The sequence below is a fragment of the Pseudomonas sp. LBUM1653 genome (genome assembly GCF_059716115.1).
The window spans coordinates 4,778,767-4,793,653 of sequence record NZ_CP166803.1 but is presented as its reverse complement, the minus strand read 5'-3'; the positions used below and the strand labels follow the sequence as shown (position 1 = coordinate 4,793,653).

The 14,887-nt window shown below is 60.7% G+C and carries 13 protein-coding genes; all 13 read right to left on the bottom strand.

Going from position 1 to position 14,887, the window contains the following annotated elements:
* Positions 1–160 precede the first annotated feature (160 nt).
* The 13 genes from ACA054_RS21545 to nuoC all read right to left on the bottom strand — a co-directional run bounded on the left by ACA054_RS21545 (position 161) and on the right by nuoC (position 14,833).
* Entirely contained in the window at positions 161–475 is a 315-nt protein-coding gene (locus ACA054_RS21545; RefSeq protein WP_497686070.1) for a helix-turn-helix domain-containing protein, read from the bottom strand.
* Positions 465–815 carry a toxin gene (locus ACA054_RS21540; RefSeq protein WP_497686069.1) on the bottom strand — a complete coding sequence of 117 codons (351 nt, stop codon included), beginning with the start codon at positions 813–815 and terminating at the stop codon, positions 465–467. The genes ACA054_RS21545 and ACA054_RS21540 overlap by 11 nt, the downstream gene beginning before the upstream one ends.
* 250 nt (positions 816–1,065) lie before the next feature.
* Complete coding sequence (nuoN, locus tag ACA054_RS21535; protein ID WP_008061979.1) at positions 1,066–2,529, bottom strand: NADH-quinone oxidoreductase subunit NuoN; 1,464 nt, start codon at positions 2,527–2,529, stop codon at positions 1,066–1,068.
* Positions 2,530–2,536: 7 nt separating this feature from the next.
* The gene (gene nuoM / locus ACA054_RS21530; RefSeq protein ID WP_497686068.1) at positions 2,537–4,069 is read right to left on the bottom strand and encodes an NADH-quinone oxidoreductase subunit M; all 1,533 of its coding nucleotides are present in this window, start codon (positions 4,067–4,069) and stop codon (positions 2,537–2,539) included.
* A gap of 39 nt (positions 4,070–4,108) precedes the next feature.
* The gene (nuoL, locus tag ACA054_RS21525; RefSeq protein WP_497686067.1) at positions 4,109–5,962 is read right to left on the bottom strand and encodes an NADH-quinone oxidoreductase subunit L; all 1,854 of its coding nucleotides are present in this window, start codon (positions 5,960–5,962) and stop codon (positions 4,109–4,111) included.
* Positions 5,959–6,267 carry an NADH-quinone oxidoreductase subunit NuoK gene (gene nuoK, locus ACA054_RS21520; RefSeq protein WP_007946416.1) on the bottom strand — a complete coding sequence of 103 codons (309 nt, stop codon included), beginning with the start codon at positions 6,265–6,267 and terminating at the stop codon, positions 5,959–5,961. Before nuoK ends, nuoL begins: the two co-directional genes overlap by 4 nt.
* Positions 6,268–6,269: 2 nt before the next feature.
* Positions 6,270–6,773 (bottom strand): NADH-quinone oxidoreductase subunit J, encoded by a 504-nt coding sequence (gene nuoJ, locus ACA054_RS21515; protein ID WP_497686066.1) that lies wholly within the window; start codon positions 6,771–6,773, stop codon positions 6,270–6,272.
* 9 nt (positions 6,774–6,782) lie between these two features.
* On the bottom strand, positions 6,783–7,328 hold the full coding sequence (gene nuoI / locus ACA054_RS21510; RefSeq protein ID WP_497635648.1) for an NADH-quinone oxidoreductase subunit NuoI: 546 nt from the start codon (positions 7,326–7,328) through the stop codon (positions 6,783–6,785).
* A gap of 12 nt (positions 7,329–7,340) precedes the next feature.
* Positions 7,341–8,348, bottom strand: coding sequence for an NADH-quinone oxidoreductase subunit NuoH (gene nuoH / locus ACA054_RS21505; protein WP_497686065.1), 1,008 nt, complete (start codon positions 8,346–8,348; stop codon positions 7,341–7,343).
* Positions 8,345–11,059 carry an NADH-quinone oxidoreductase subunit NuoG gene (gene nuoG / locus ACA054_RS21500; protein ID WP_497686064.1) on the bottom strand — a complete coding sequence of 905 codons (2,715 nt, stop codon included), beginning with the start codon at positions 11,057–11,059 and terminating at the stop codon, positions 8,345–8,347. The genes nuoH and nuoG overlap by 4 nt, the downstream gene beginning before the upstream one ends.
* A gap of 137 nt (positions 11,060–11,196) precedes the next feature.
* Positions 11,197–12,552, bottom strand: coding sequence for an NADH-quinone oxidoreductase subunit NuoF (gene nuoF, locus ACA054_RS21495; protein ID WP_497686063.1), 1,356 nt, complete (start codon positions 12,550–12,552; stop codon positions 11,197–11,199).
* Positions 12,549–13,046, bottom strand: a complete 498-nt coding sequence (gene nuoE, locus ACA054_RS21490) for an NADH-quinone oxidoreductase subunit NuoE (RefSeq protein ID WP_008053447.1) — start codon at positions 13,044–13,046, stop codon at positions 12,549–12,551. Before nuoE ends, nuoF begins: the two co-directional genes overlap by 4 nt.
* A gap of 2 nt (positions 13,047–13,048) precedes the next feature.
* A complete protein-coding gene (nuoC, locus tag ACA054_RS21485; protein WP_497686062.1) occupies positions 13,049–14,833 on the bottom strand; it encodes an NADH-quinone oxidoreductase subunit C/D in 1,785 nt (594 codons plus the stop codon).
* Between the last annotated feature and the right edge of the window lie 54 nt (positions 14,834–14,887).

The window sequence follows — 14,887 nt, the reverse complement described above, 5'->3', positions numbered from 1 at the left end:
CTTCGAAGTCATCAAGCATGTCATCAGGTAGCGGCGCGTCGAAGTCTTCGGGAAGGACCAGTTTGGCGTTCATTGTTCCTATACGTCGGTTACAGGGTTTAGCAGCACTTAGACGCTCAGTTGCCAAGGCGTCAAAGCCCTCTAGCGGCTCGCTCTGAATTCAGGTCAGGGCTGCGAGATGTTCGATCGTCTGCGGAAAGCGCTCGACCAGGCGGATAAGGGTCGTGGCCTGGGCATTGGGCGTTGCCCGTCCCTGTTCCCAGTTTTCCAGGGTTCGGGTGTTGGTGCGAAGATACATCGCAAACACCGACTGGGAGAGGTTGAGCTGATGGCGGATGGCGACCACTTCCTCGGCAGTGATGGGCATCAGTTCTGGCAGTTGAACCTTGTGGGTTCGCAGCGTGATCTTACCTTGGCGCTCATCAGACAGGGCTTCGAGGCCATCCATCAGTTCGGCAAAAATGTCACGTTTCATAGTGGGATCTCGTTTTGATTTCTCTATCCAGCGTTTGTCTGAAAAGCTTTTTCTGGGAGGGCGATAGCTCGTCTTTCTCGTCTTTGCCATACACGGTGAAGAGCCAGAATTGATTGAAGCCTGACCACCAGTAATAAATCACCCGTAAGCCACTGCGCTTGCCTTTACTTCGTCGTTGGTCGCAGAAGCGAATTTTGCGCAGCCCACCGGTGCCCTCAATGAGATCGCCAGCTTCGGGATTCTTCAGCAATTCCAACTGAAAGCTGCGAAACAGATCGTCATCCAGGTAATCGTCTCGATGTTTCTGAAACATACGTAACTCGACAAATAGAGCATCCATGTTCTGTACGCTACCTACGTATAGTTTTGTCCCTTTAATCGAATTGGTCAAGGCATCGAGGCCAACCTTTTCGTTCCCGTTTTTAACGGTAGACCCCGGTCGTAAAAACACCTGTAGGACGAGTCGACCAATCCAGTGAGAGCATTCGGGGATTACAGAAGGAGGGCAGGACAGCGGTAACAAATCCCACAAACGCAAAAACGGCACCCGAAGGTGCCGTTTCTGTTTTCTACCGAGAACGCTTAAGCGATCAACCCGCCAGGCCCGATTGCTGAACCAGGTTCAGCAGCGGCTGCGGATACAGACCGAGGAAGAACGCCAGTACCGCGATGGCCAGCAGCATCACGCCGCCTGCGCGTTGTTCCCAGTGCAGCTGGGCATCGTGGCGACGCAGGTTCGGTTCGATCAGGTACAGGGTGACCATGACGCGCAGGTAGTAGAACACGCCGATGGCGCTGCCCAGTACCAGGGAGCCGACCAGCCACCATTGTTGCGACTGGACACCGGTGGCGATGATGTAGAACTTGCCGATGAAGCCCGCGGTCAGCGGGATGCCGGCCAGGGACAGCATCATCACGGTCAGTACGGCGGTCAGGTACGGACGGCGCCAGAACAGGCCGCGGTATTCGTACAGGGCGTCTGCGTCACGGCCGTTGTACGGCGAGGACATCAGGGTGATCACGCCGAAGGCGCCGAGGCTGGTGATCACGTAGGTGACCAGGTACACGCCGATGGCTTCCACGGCCAGACCCTTGCTCGCCACCAGGGCGATCAGCAGGTAACCGAAGTGGGCGATGGACGAGTAACCCAGCAGACGCTTGAGGTTGCTCTGGGTCAGCGCCAGCAGGTTGCCGAACAGGATCGACGCGATGGCGATGATGGTCAGCACGTCGCTCAGTACACCGCTGCTCGCCGCTGGCGAGATCTGGAACAGACGCACCATCACGGCGAATACAGCCACTTTCGAAGCGGTGGCCAGGAAGGCTGCCACCGGTGCCGGAGCACCTTCGTACACGTCCGGAGTCCACAGGTGGAACGGTACCAGCGACAGCTTGAATGCCAGGCCGATCAGCATCATGCCCAGGCCCAGTTGCGCCAGGGAGCTAGGCAGGCCGGTGGCCGCCAGGGCCTGGCCGATGCCGACGAAGCTCAGGGAGCCGGAGTCGGCGTAGAGCAGGGCCATACCGAACAACAGGAACGCGGAACCGGCAGCCGACAGCACCATGTACTTGATACCGGCTTCCAGCGAGCGCTTGTTGAAGAAGGCATAAGCCACCAGACCGTAGACCGGCACCGAGAGCAGTTCCAGACCGATGAACAAGCCGGCCAGGTGCTGCGCGCTGACCAGTACCAGGCCACCGGCGGCGGCCATCAGGATCAGCAGGTACAGTTCTTCACGGTTGCCCGGGTAACCCGAACCGCCATCGCCGAGGTAGGCGTGGGCGAGGGTCACACAGGCGAGGGTGGCGACCAGGATCAGCGCCATGTACAGGCAGGCAAAGGTGTCGATCTGCAGCAGTGGAGTCACCGCCAGAGGCGCGACTTTCAAAGCCGGCAGGATCGACAGCAGTGCCAGGTTCAGACCCGCCACCGACAGCAGGAAGGTCTGGGAGTGGTTGCGCCGCCAGGCGATCGCCAGCATCACCACGATGATCGTGGCGCTGGTGATCAACAGTGGCCCAAGCGCAATAAAGTGTTGAAGTGTGAATTCCATAGCGCTCTTACCGGGCCGAAGCGAGTTGAGTGAAGGCGGTGCCGAGCCATTGCTGCACGCCATGCATCGTAGCGGCAGAGGTATCGAGGAACGGTTGCGGGTAGACGCCGATGTAGATCAGCAGCGCTGCCAGACCGACCACCATGATCATTTCGCGACCGTCCATGCCATGCAGCACCGCGTCCGACTTGGCCGGGCCGAAGTAGGCACGATGGATCATGATCAGCGAGTAGACCGAACCGAATACCAGGCCGGACGTCGCGATGATGGTGACCCATGGAGCGATCGGGAAGGTGCCGATCAGGATCAGGAACTCACCGACGAAGTTACCGGTACCCGGCAGGCCCAGGGACGCTGCTGCAAAGAACAGGCTCAGAGCCGGCAGGTAAGCGATCTTCGACCACAGGCCACCCATTTCACGCATGTCGCGAGTGTGGGTGCGCTCGTACAGCTGGCCACTCAGGATAAAGAGTGCCGCCGCCGACAGGCCGTGCGCGAGCATCTGCATCACCGCGCCCTGCAGCGCCAGTTGGCTGCCGGAGTAGATGCCGATCAGTACGAAGCCCATGTGGGAAACGGACGAGAAGGCAATCAGACGCTTGATGTCGGTTTGCGCGAACGCCAGGAACGCACCGTAGAAGATCCCGATCAGACCCAGGGTCATGGCGAACGGCGCGAACTCGGCCGAGGCATTCGGGAACAGCGGCAAGGCGAAACGCAGCAGGCCGTAGGCAGCGGTTTTCAGCAAGATACCGGCCAGGTCCACGGAACCCGCGGTCGGTGCCTGGGCGTGAGCGTCAGGCAACCAGGAGTGGAACGGTACGACGGGCAGCTTGACCGCGAAGGCGATGAAGAAGCCGAGCATCAGGATGTACTCGGTGGTCGTCGACATCTTGGTCTTCAACAGGTCGGCGTAGTTGAAGGTGATCACGCCGGTGTCGTTGAAGTTGACCAGTACCAGGCCCAGGATCGCCACCAGCATGATCAGGCCGGAAGCCTGAGTGAAGATGAAGAACTTGGTCGCCGCGTAGATCCGGGTTTTCTTGCCGTCCGAAGAACTGTGACCCCAGAGCGCGATGAGGAAGTACATCGGCACCAGCATCATTTCCCAGAAGAAGAAGAACATGAACAGGTCGAGGGCGAGGAACACGCCGACGACACCGCCCAGGATCCACATCAGGTTCAGGTGGAAGAAGCCAACATGACGTTGAATCTCTTTCCACGAGCAGAGTACCGAGAGGACACCCAGCAGACCGGTCAGCATGATCATCAACAGCGACAGGCCGTCGAGGGCCAGGTGCACGCTGATGCCGAAACGCTGGATCCAGATGTGCTTGAACTCAAGCACCCACTTCGGATCGGCGCCAGGCGCCGGGGCAAATGAATAGTCACCGATGGCCCACAGCCAGAGGCCGAGGCCGAGCAACAGGGACATGGTAATCAGCGCAATCCAGCGGGGGAGGGTGGCGCCGAAGCGCTCACCCATCCAGCACAGCAGGCCGCCGATGAAGGGGATCAGGATTAGCCAAGGCAGAATCATGACGGGCTCAATTCCTTTCGCAAGTTCGCAAGGTTCATATCAGACCGCTACCAGCACGACGGCGCCGATTACCAGCACGGCACCAGCAGCCATCGAGGCGGCATACCAACGCAGTTGACCGGTCTCGGTACGGCTCAGGGCGGTGTGACCGCCCTTGGCCATGCGCGGGATCAGACCGATGGTCTGGTCGAGCGGGTCTTTGCGCAGGATGTGGCTGATCGCCAGGTAAGGCTTGACGAACAGTTTGTCGTAGATCCAGTCGAAGCCCCAGGCAGCGAACCACCAGGCCGACAGGAAACGGCCGATGCCGCTGTTGGCGATGGCGGTGACGAAGCGACGCTTGCCGAGGAACAGCAGCGCGGCCAGCAGGATACCGGCCAGGGCGATGGCGCCCGAAGCGATTTCCAGGCTGTGCTTGGCTTCGCCGCCGGCATGACCGACGCTTTGCGGCAGTACGCCGTGCAGTGGCGGAACGATCATCGCGCCGACGAACGTCGACAGTACGATCAGCACCGACAGCGGCAACCAGTGGGCAACGCCGTGACCGGCGTGGGCTTCGGTCTTCGCTTCACCGTGGAACGCGATGAAGATCAGGCGGAAGGTGTACAGCGAAGTCATGAACGCACCGACCAGACCTGCATACAGCAGACCTTCGTTACCGCTGGCAAACGCTTCCCAGAGGATTTCGTCCTTGGAGTAGAAGCCTGCAGTCACCAGTGGCAGGGCCGCCAGGGCCGCGCCGCCGACGATGAAGCTGGCGTAGGCCAGTGGCAGTTTCTTCCACAGGCCGCCCATCTTGAAGATGTTCTGCTCGTGGTGGCAGGCAACGATCACCGCACCGGAGGCAAGGAACAGCAGGGCCTTGAAGAAGGCGTGGGTCATCAGGTGGAAGATCGCGCCATCCCAGGCACCAACGCCCAGGGCCAGGAACATGTAGCCGATCTGGCTCATGGTCGAGTAGGCGAGGATACGCTTGATGTCGGTCTGCACCAGGGCGGCAAAACCGGCCAGAACCAGAGTCACGCCACCGACGATGCCTACAAGATGCAGGATTTCCGGCGCCAGGGTGAACAGGCCGTGGGTACGGGCGATCAGGTAGACACCGGCGGTCACCATGGTTGCGGCGTGGATCAGTGCCGAAACCGGAGTAGGACCGGCCATCGCATCCGCCAGCCAGGTTTGCAGCGGCAGTTGCGCGGATTTACCGACAGCGCCGCCCAGCAGCATCAGGGTGGCCATGACCATCCAGAAGTCGCCAGCCTGGAATTTCTGCGGTGCCAGCACCAGCAGTTCCTGGACATTCAGCGTGCCCAGCTGGGCAAACAGAATGAACAGGCCGATGGCCATGAACACGTCACCGATACGGGTCACGATGAAGGCTTTGAGCGCGGCGTTACCGTTGTTGCGGTTGCTGTAGTAGAAACCGATCAACAGGTACGAGCACAGGCCCACGCCTTCCCAACCGAAGTACAGGAACAGCAGGTTATCGCCCAGCACCAGGAACAGCATGCTGGCGATGAACAGGTTGGTGTAGGCGAAGAAGCGCGAGTAACCGGCTTCACCGCGCATGTACCAGGACGCGAACAGGTGGATCAGGAAACCCACGCCAACCACCACACCCAGCATGGTCAGGGACAGACCATCCAGGTACAGCGCGAAGTTCGGCGTGAAGCCTTCCACCGCCATCCACTGCCACAACACCTGGGTGTAGTGGCCGCCTTCAGGTGGTGCGACGTTGAACTGCCAGATCACATAAGCAGTGACGATGGCAGACAGGCCGACGGAACCGACGCCGATCAGCGCCGAGAGGTTTTCCGAGAGGCGTCCACGGGAGAACGACAACAGCAGGAAACCAATGAGAGGGAATACGAAAGTCAGATAGAGAAGATTCATCCGCGCATCTCGCTGGCAGCGTCGATATCGAGAGTGTGGAAGCGGCGGTACAGCTGCAACAGGATCGCCAGGCCAATACTGGCCTCGGCGGCTGCCAGGCTGATCACCAGGATGAACATGATCTGTCCATCCGGCTGCGCCCAGCGGCTACCGGCGACGATGAACGCCAACGCGGAGGCATTCATCATGACCTCCAGGCTCATCAGCACGAAGAGAATGTTGCGGCGGACCATCAGGCCGACCAGACCGAGGCAGAACAGGATGCCGGCGACCGCCAGACCATGCTCCATAGGGATAGCAGGCATCGTCATTGCTCCTTGGCTTCGTTGCGGCCCAAGTGGAACGCCGTGACGGCTGCGGCGAGCAGCAGCATCGAGGCGAGTTCTACCACCAGCAGGTAAGGACCGAACAGGCTGATGCCCACGGCCTTGGCGTCTACGGTGGTGTGGCCGACGGCTTCGCCGGTCTGGTGGGCGAACAGCACGTACAGCAGTTCACCCAGCAACAGGGCGCCGAGGATGACCGGGCCGAGCCAGATGCCGGGCTTGAGCCAGACGCGCTCTTGCTGAACCGAGGCGGGCCCCAGATTCAGCATCATCACCACGAACACGAACAGCACCATGATGGCGCCAGCGTAGGCGATCACTTCCAGGACACCGGCGAACGGCGCGCCAAGGGCGAAGAACGTCATCGCCACGGCGATCAGCGAAATGATCAGGTAGAGCAGGGCGTGCACAGGGTTAGTGTTGGTGATCACGCGAAGCGTGGACACCACAGCGATACCCGATGCGAAATAGAAAGCGAATTCCATCTTTCTTCCTTAAGGCAGCAAGCTCTTCACGTTGATCGGTTCGGCTTCATTCTGCGCGGAGCCCTTGGGCTTACCGGCAATCGCCATACCTGCAACACGATAGAAGTTGTAATCAGGGTTTTTGCCGGGGCCGGAGATCAGCAGATCTTCTTTCTCGTAAACCAGGTCCTGACGTTTGAACTCGGCCATTTCGAAATCCGGCGTGAGCTGGATCGCGGTGGTCGGGCAGGCTTCCTCGCAGAGGCCGCAGAAAATGCAGCGCGAGAAGTTGATGCGGAAGAACTCCGGGTACCAACGACCGTCTTCTGTTTCGGCTTTCTGCAGCGAGATGCAACCGACCGGGCACGCCACGGCACACAGGTTGCAGGCTACACAACGCTCTTCGCCGTCGGGGTCGCGGGTCAGGACGATACGTCCACGGTAGCGCGGCGGCAGGTAGACCGGTTCTTCCGGGTACTGCAGCGTGTCGCGCTTGCGGAAGGCGTGGCCAAAAATCATCACCAGGCTGCGAAGCTGGGTGTAGAAGCCATGCACGATGTCAAATATGTACTTCATGATTCTCTATCCTCACTGAGCCGCGACGGCGGGCGTGTTGAGCAACACGATCGCAGCGGTCACCAGCATGTTGACGAGGGTCAGCGGCAGGCAGAACTTCCAGCTGAAATCCATCACCTGGTCATACCGTGGGCGCGGAATCGAAGCGCGCAGCAGGATGAACATCATGATGAAGAACGCGGTTTTCAGTGCGAACCAGATGAACGGGATCTGCGGCAGTATGCCGAACGGACCGTGCCAGCCACCGAAGAACAAGGTCACCAGCAGCGCCGAAATCAACACGATGCCGATGTACTCGCCAACGAAGAACATGCCCCATTTCATGCCGGCGTATTCAATGTGGTAACCGTCGGCCAGTTCCTGCTCCGCTTCCGGCTGGTCGAACGGGTGACGGTGAGTCACGGCCACGCCAGCGATGAAGAAGGTCAGGAAACCGAAGATCTGCGGAATGATGAACCACAGGTTCTGCGCCTGGTATTCAACTATGTCCCGCATGTTAAACGAGCCGACCTGGATCACGATGCCCATCAGCGACAGGCCCATGAACACTTCGTACGACACGGTCTGTGCCGAGGCCCGCAAGCTGCCCAACAGGGCGAACTTGTTGTTACTCGACCAGCCGGCGAACAACACCGCGTAGACCGACAGACCGGCCATGGCGAAGAAGAACAGGATGCCGATGTTGATATCCGCCACGCCCCAGGTCGGGGTGATCGGGATGATCGCGAAGGCAATCAGCAGGGCGCTCATGGCCACTACCGGTGCCAGGGTGAAGATCATCTTGTCGGCGAATGGAGGCGTCCAGTCTTCCTTGAAGAACATCTTGATCATGTCGGCGGCGATCTGGAACGCGCCGAACGGACCGACACGGTTCGGACCGTAACGGTCCTGCCAGAGGGCGAGCAGACGACGCTCGACCCAGCTCAGCAGGGCGCCGCAGACCACCACGGCGAGCAGGATCACCACGGCCTTGAGGACCGCGATGATGATGTCGATCACTTCAGGAGTGAACAAGGTCATTGCGCTGCCTCCTGCAGACTGTCAACGGAAAAGCCTGCGATCGCTGGCGGAATGCCGGCGATGCCCGCAGGCAATGCCACCAGACCGGCGCCCAGCTCTTCATTGATGCGCAGTGGCAGACGCAGGGTCTGGCCAGCCACGTTCAAGCTCAGCATGGCACCGTCGTTGACGCCCAGACGGTCGGCTTCGGACTTGGCCAGTGCCACGTAAGCGGCCGGGATGCGTTCCTGAACCGGCGCGGCTTTCGAAGAGTTCTCTTCGCTGCCGAACAGGTGGAAGAACGGCACAACCTGCCAGGTGCCCTGGGCCGGGTTGAACGCGCGCGGAACGCTGGCGAACCAGTTCAGCGAGTCACCGGTGCTTTCGATCAGGCGGGTGCCCGGGTCGCCAGCGCGGATGTGACCACCGACTTCGTCCTGGAACTTGTTCCAGGCCTGCGGCGAGTTCCAGCCCGGAGACCAGGCGAATGGCACTTGCTGACGCGGTTCGACCGAGCCCGAGTAACCTTCCATCGAGAAGTTGAACGCGGTGTCGTTGTCTTGCGGAGTACGCGGTTCGTGCACGTTGATGTCGGCGCGCATGGCGGTACGACCCGAGTAGCGCAGCGGTTCGCGGGCCAGCTTCATGCCCTTGATGCGGAACGCGGCGGACGGTGCGGCATCGACGATGCGCGCCAGTTGCGGCGTGCTCGAAGCAACAGCAGCGGTGACGTGGTCCAGTTGGGTCCAGTCGATCGGCTGGTTCAGCAGGGTGGCGCGCAGGGCATGCAGCCAGCGCCAGCCTTCGTGAACCAGGATGCTCGCATCCATGTACTTCGGATCGAAGACCTGGAAGAAGCGTTGGGCGCGACCTTCCTGGCTGACCAGCGTACCGTCGCCTTCAGCGAAGCTGGCGGCTGGCAGGACCAGGTGCGCGCGATCGCTGGTGGCAGTCTTCTGATGGTCAGCGACGATCAGCACTTTTGCGGCGCTCAAGGCAGCATCGACACGGGCTTTGTCGGTACGGGTGTACAGATCGTTTTCCAGTACGACGATGGCGTCAGCCTTACCATCGATCACGGCTTGCAGCGCGGCGTCGACCGATTCGCCACCGAGCATGGCCAGGCCGAGGCTGTTGGCCTCTGGCACGATCAGGCTGATGGAACCGTTCTTCTCGCGCAGCTTCAGGGCCTTGGCGATGTTCGCGGCGGCTTCGATCAAGGCTTTTGAGCCCAGGGAAGTACCGGCGATGATCAGCGGGCGCTTGGCCGCGAGCAGGGCGTCGGCAATGCGCTTGGCCAGCTCGAGGGCCTCGGCGTCCAGGCCTTCTACGGCAGGAGCGCTGGCATCGAGGGCGTGAGCCACGGCGAAACCGATGCGCGCCAGGTCGTCTGGAGCGGCGTGAACGCACTCTTCGGCGATATCGTCGAGCTTGGTTTCAGCCAGGCTGGCAATGAACAGCGGGTTCAGCGCGTGCTGGCCGATGTTCTTCACCGCGGCGTCGAGCCAAGGCTGGACGCGCATGGCGTCGGCCATGTCTTCAGCTTTGCCTTTGACCGATTGACGCAGGGACAAGGCCATACGCGCAGCGGTCTGGGTCAGGTCTTCACCGAGGACGAACACGGCGTCGTGGTCTTCGATGTCGCGCATGTTTGGTACAGGCAGCGGGCTGTCTTTCAACACCTGCAGGACCAGACGGATGCGTTCCAGTTCGGACGCTTCGATACCGGAGTAGAAGTGCTCGGCACCGACCAGTTCGCGCAACGCGTAGTTGCTTTCGAGGCTGGCACGTGGCGAACCGATACCGACGATGTTGCGACCGCGCAGCAGGTCGGCGGCTTTATCCAGTGCTTCGTCGAGGCTCAGCTTGGCGCCGTTGGCCAGCAATGGCTGACGCGGGCGGTCTTCGCGGTTGACGTAGCCATAGCCGAAACGGCCACGGTCGCACAGGAAGTACTGGTTTACCGAACCGTTGAAACGGTTTTCGATACGACGCAGTTCACCGTAACGCTCACCCGGGGAGATGTTGCAACCGCTGGAGCAGCCATGGCAGATGCTCGGCGAGAACTGCATGTCCCACTTGCGGTTGTAGCGCTCGGAGTGAGTCTTGTCGGTGAACACACCGGTCGGGCAGACCTCGGTGAGGTTGCCGGAGAACTCGCTTTCCAGGGTGCCGTCTTCAACGCGACCGAAGTACACGTTGTCGTGGGCGCCGAATACGCCGAGGTCGGTGCCGCCGGCGTAGTCCTTGTAGAAGCGCACGCAGCGGTAGCAAGCGATGCAGCGGTTCATCTCGTGGGAAATGAACGGGCCCAGTTGCTGGTTCTGGTGGGTACGCTTGGTGAAGCGGTAACGGCGCTCGTTGTGACCGGTCATTACCGTCATGTCTTGCAGGTGGCAGTGACCGCCTTCCTCACAGACCGGGCAGTCGTGAGGATGGTTGGTCATCAGCCATTCAACAACACTGGCGCGGAAGGCCTTGGACTCTTCATCTTCGATGGAGATCCAGGTGCCGTCGGTGGCAGGGGTCATGCAGGACATGACGATACGACCACGGGTGTCGTTCTCGTCGGTGTACTGCTTGACCGCGCACTGGCGGCAAGCGCCAACGCTGCCAAGGGCAGGGTGCCAGCAGAAATAAGGGATATCGAGGCCTAGCGACAGACACGCCTGTAACAGGTTGTCTGCCCCATCGACTTCGAGCTCTTTGCCGTCTACGTGGATAGTGGCCATGGTTCAAAGTTCTTCGTTGGCCCGGTGTCAGCGGGCGTGGCTAATGGAATCTTGTTATCCGCGCGAATCAACACAGCCGGTAAAGGCGTCATCGCACGAAAAGCGAAGGGCACGGGCCCTTCGCCTTGTTTAAGCGTTTACGCGCCGACTACGATCGGCCGTGCCAGAGGCGGGACGGCGGCGCTGACAGGCGCGATACCGGCTTCGAACTCATGGCGGAAGTATTTGATGGCGCTGCCCAGCGGCTCCACGGCACCCGGTGCGTGAGCACAGAAGGTCTTGCCTGGGCCGAGGAAACCGACCAGACCCAGCAGGGTCTCGATGTCGCCGGCTTGCCCTTCACCGTTCTCGATGGCCATCAGAAGCTTGACGCTCCATGGCAGGCCATCGCGGCAAGGGGTGCAGAAGCCGCAGGATTCGCGGGCGAAAAACTGCTCCATGTTGCGCAGCAGGGACACCATGTTGACGCTGTCGTCCACCGCCATCGCCAGGCCGGTACCCATACGGGTGCCCACTTTGGCGATGCCGCCGGCGTACATTTGTGCGTCCAGGTGTTCCGGCAACAGGAAACCGGTACCGGCGCCGCCAGGCTGCCAGCACTTGAGCTTGTAACCGTCGCGCATGCCACCGGCGTAGTCTTCGAACAACTCGCGACCGGTGACGCCGAATGGCAGTTCCCACAGACCCGGGTTCTTGACCTTGCCGGAGAAGCCCATGAGCTTGGTGCCCATGTCTTCACTGCCTTCGCGAGCCAACGATTTGTACCAGTCCACGCCGTCGGCAATGATCGCCGGCACGTTGCACAGGGTTTCAACGTTGTTCACGCAAGTCGGCTTGCCCCAAACGCCAACGGCGGCCGGGAAGGGCGGCTTGGAGCGCGGGTTGGCGCGACGGCCTTCGAGGGAGTTGATCAGCGCGGTTTCTTCACCGCAGATGTAACGCCCGGCGCCGGTGTGGACGAACAGCTCGAAATCAAAACCCGAACCCAGAATGTTCTTGCCCAGCAAGCCTGCTGCCTTGGCTTCTTCCACGGCACGGTTGAGGTGCTTGGCGGCGGTGGTGTACTCGCCACGCAGGAAGATGTAGCCACGGTAGGTTTTCAGTGCGCGAGCACTGATCAGCATGCCTTCGATCAGCAGATGGGGCAGTTGCTCCATCAGCATGCGGTCTTTCCAGGTGTTGGGCTCCATTTCATCCGCGTTGCACAGCAGGTAGCGGATGTTGATGGATTCGTCTTTTGGCATCAGGCCCCACTTCACGCCAGTGGGGAAGCCTGCACCGCCGCGGCCCTTGAGGCCGGATTCTTTCACGGTCTGGACGATGTCGTCCTGGGCCATGTCGGCGAAGGCCTTGCGCGCAGCGGCGTAACCGTTCTTGGCCTGGTATTCGTCGAGCCATACGGCTTCGCCGTCGTCACGCAGACGCCAGGTGAGCGGGTGAGTCTCGGCCGAACGCTTGATGCGGTTGGCAGGACCGAAGGAAGTCAGGGTCATACGTAGCCCTCGAGCAATTTGGCAACGCCAGCAGGCTGCACATCACCGAAAGTGTCGTCGTCGATCATCAACGCCGGCGCCTTGTCGCAGTTGCCGAGGCAGCAGACCGGCAGCAGGGTGAAACGACCATCGGTGGTGGTCTGGCCCAGGCCGATGCCGAGTTTGCTCTGGATTTCGCTGACCACCGACTCGTGGCCGCCGATGTAGCAGACCATGCTGTCGCAGACGCGAATGATGTGACGGCCCACTGGCTGACGGAAGATCTGGCTATAGAACGTCGCCACGCCTTCAACGTCGCTGGCCGGGATGCCGAGGATCTCGCCGATGGCGTACAGAGCGCCGTCCGGCACCCAGCCGCGTTCCTTCTGGACGATCTTCAGGGCTTCGATCGACGCCGCGCGCGGGTCTTCGTAGTGATGCAGCTCGTGCTCGATGGCCGAGCGCTCGGTTTCACTCAAGGTGAAACGGTCTGTCTGGATAAGCGTGCTGTTCATGCTTAGCGGTCCACGTCGGCCATAACGAAATCGATACTACCCAGGTACGCAATCAAGTCCGCGACCATGCTGCCTTTGATCACCGAAGGGATCTGCTGCAGGTGCGGGAAGCTTGGGGTACGAATCCGGGTGCGGTAGCTCATGGTGCCGCCATCGCTCGTCAGGTAATAACTGTTGATGCCCTTGGTCGCTTCGATCATCTGGAAGGATTCGTTGGCCGGCATGACCGGGCCCCACGAAACTTGCAGGAAGTGCGTGATCAAGGTTTCGATGTGCTGCAGCGTGCGCTCTTTCGGCGGCGGCGTGGTCAGCGGGTGATCCGCCTTGTACGGGCCTTCCGGCATGTTGCGCAGGCACTGGTCGATGATCTTGATGCTCTGGCGCATCTCCTCGACGCGCACGATGCAACGGTCGTAGGCATCGCCATTGGCGGCCAGCGGCACTTCGAACTCGAAGTTTTCGTAGCCCGAGTACGGACGCGCTTTACGCAGGTCGAAGTCGCAACCGGTGGAACGCAGGCCGGCACCGGTGACGCCCCATTCCAGGGCCTCTTTGGTGTTGTAGTCGGCGACGCCGATGGTGCGGCCACGCAGGATGCTGTTGTCCAGGGCGGCTTTCTGGTATTCGTCCAGACGCTTGGGCATCCACTCGACGAAATCCTTGACCAGTTTTTCCCAGCCGCGCGGCAGGTCGTGGGCGACGCCACCGATGCGGTACCAGGCCGGGTGCAGGCGGAAACCGGTAATGGCTTCGATCACCGTGTACGCGCGCTGGCGGTCGGTGAAGGTGAAGAATACCGGGGTCATGGCGCCGACGTCCTGGATATAGGTACCCAGGAACAGCAGGTGGCTGGTGATCCGGAAGAACTCGGCCATCATGATGCGGATGACGTCGACCTTCTCCGGCACCTTGATGCCGGCCAGTTTCTCGACCGAGAGCACGTACGGCAGGTTGTTCATCACGCCGCCGAGGTAGTCGATACGGTCGGTGTACGGGATGAAGCTGTGCCAGGACTGACGCTCGGCCATCTTCTCGGCACCACGGTGGTGGTAACCGACGTCCGGCACGCAGTCGACGATCTCTTCACCGTCCAGCTGCAGGATGATGCGAAATGCACCGTGCGCCGAAGGGTGGTTAGGGCCGAGGTTGAGGAACATGTAGTCCTCGTTCGGGCCGGAACGCTTCATGCCCCAGTCTTCAGGCTTGAAGCGCGCGGCTTCTTCCTCGAGCTGTTGCTTGGCCAGGGTCAGGCTGTACGGATCGAATTCGGTGGCCCGGGCAGGGAAGTCCTTGCGCAACGGGTGACCTTCCCAGGTCGGCGGCATCATGATGCGCGACAGGTGCGGGTGGCCTTTGAAGTCGATACCGTACATGTCCCAGACTTCACGCTCGTACCAGTTGGCGTTTGGCCAGATGCTGGTGACGGTCGGCAGGCTGAGGTCGCTCTCGGACAAGGCGACCTTGATCATTACGTCACTATTACGTTCGATCGACATCAAGTGATAGAACACGGAGAACTCGACGCCGTTCGGCAGCCCTTGACGCTTGGTACGCAGACGCTCGTCCACGCCGTGCAGGTCATAGAGCATGACGTACGGCTTGGGCAGGTTGCGCAGGAAGGTCAGGACTTCGACGAGTTTGGCGCGGGCAACCCAAAGCACCGGCATGCCGGTGCGGGTAGGCTGGGCGGTGAACGCCTCCGGGCCAAAACGGTTGTTCAGTTCGACGACCACATCCTGGTCGTCTGCCTTGTAAGGCGGGATGTACAGAGCACTGCCTGTAGTCATGGTTATTTTATCGCTTTCGGTCAACGTAAAGAATGAAGCCAGTGTCTCGTTCTA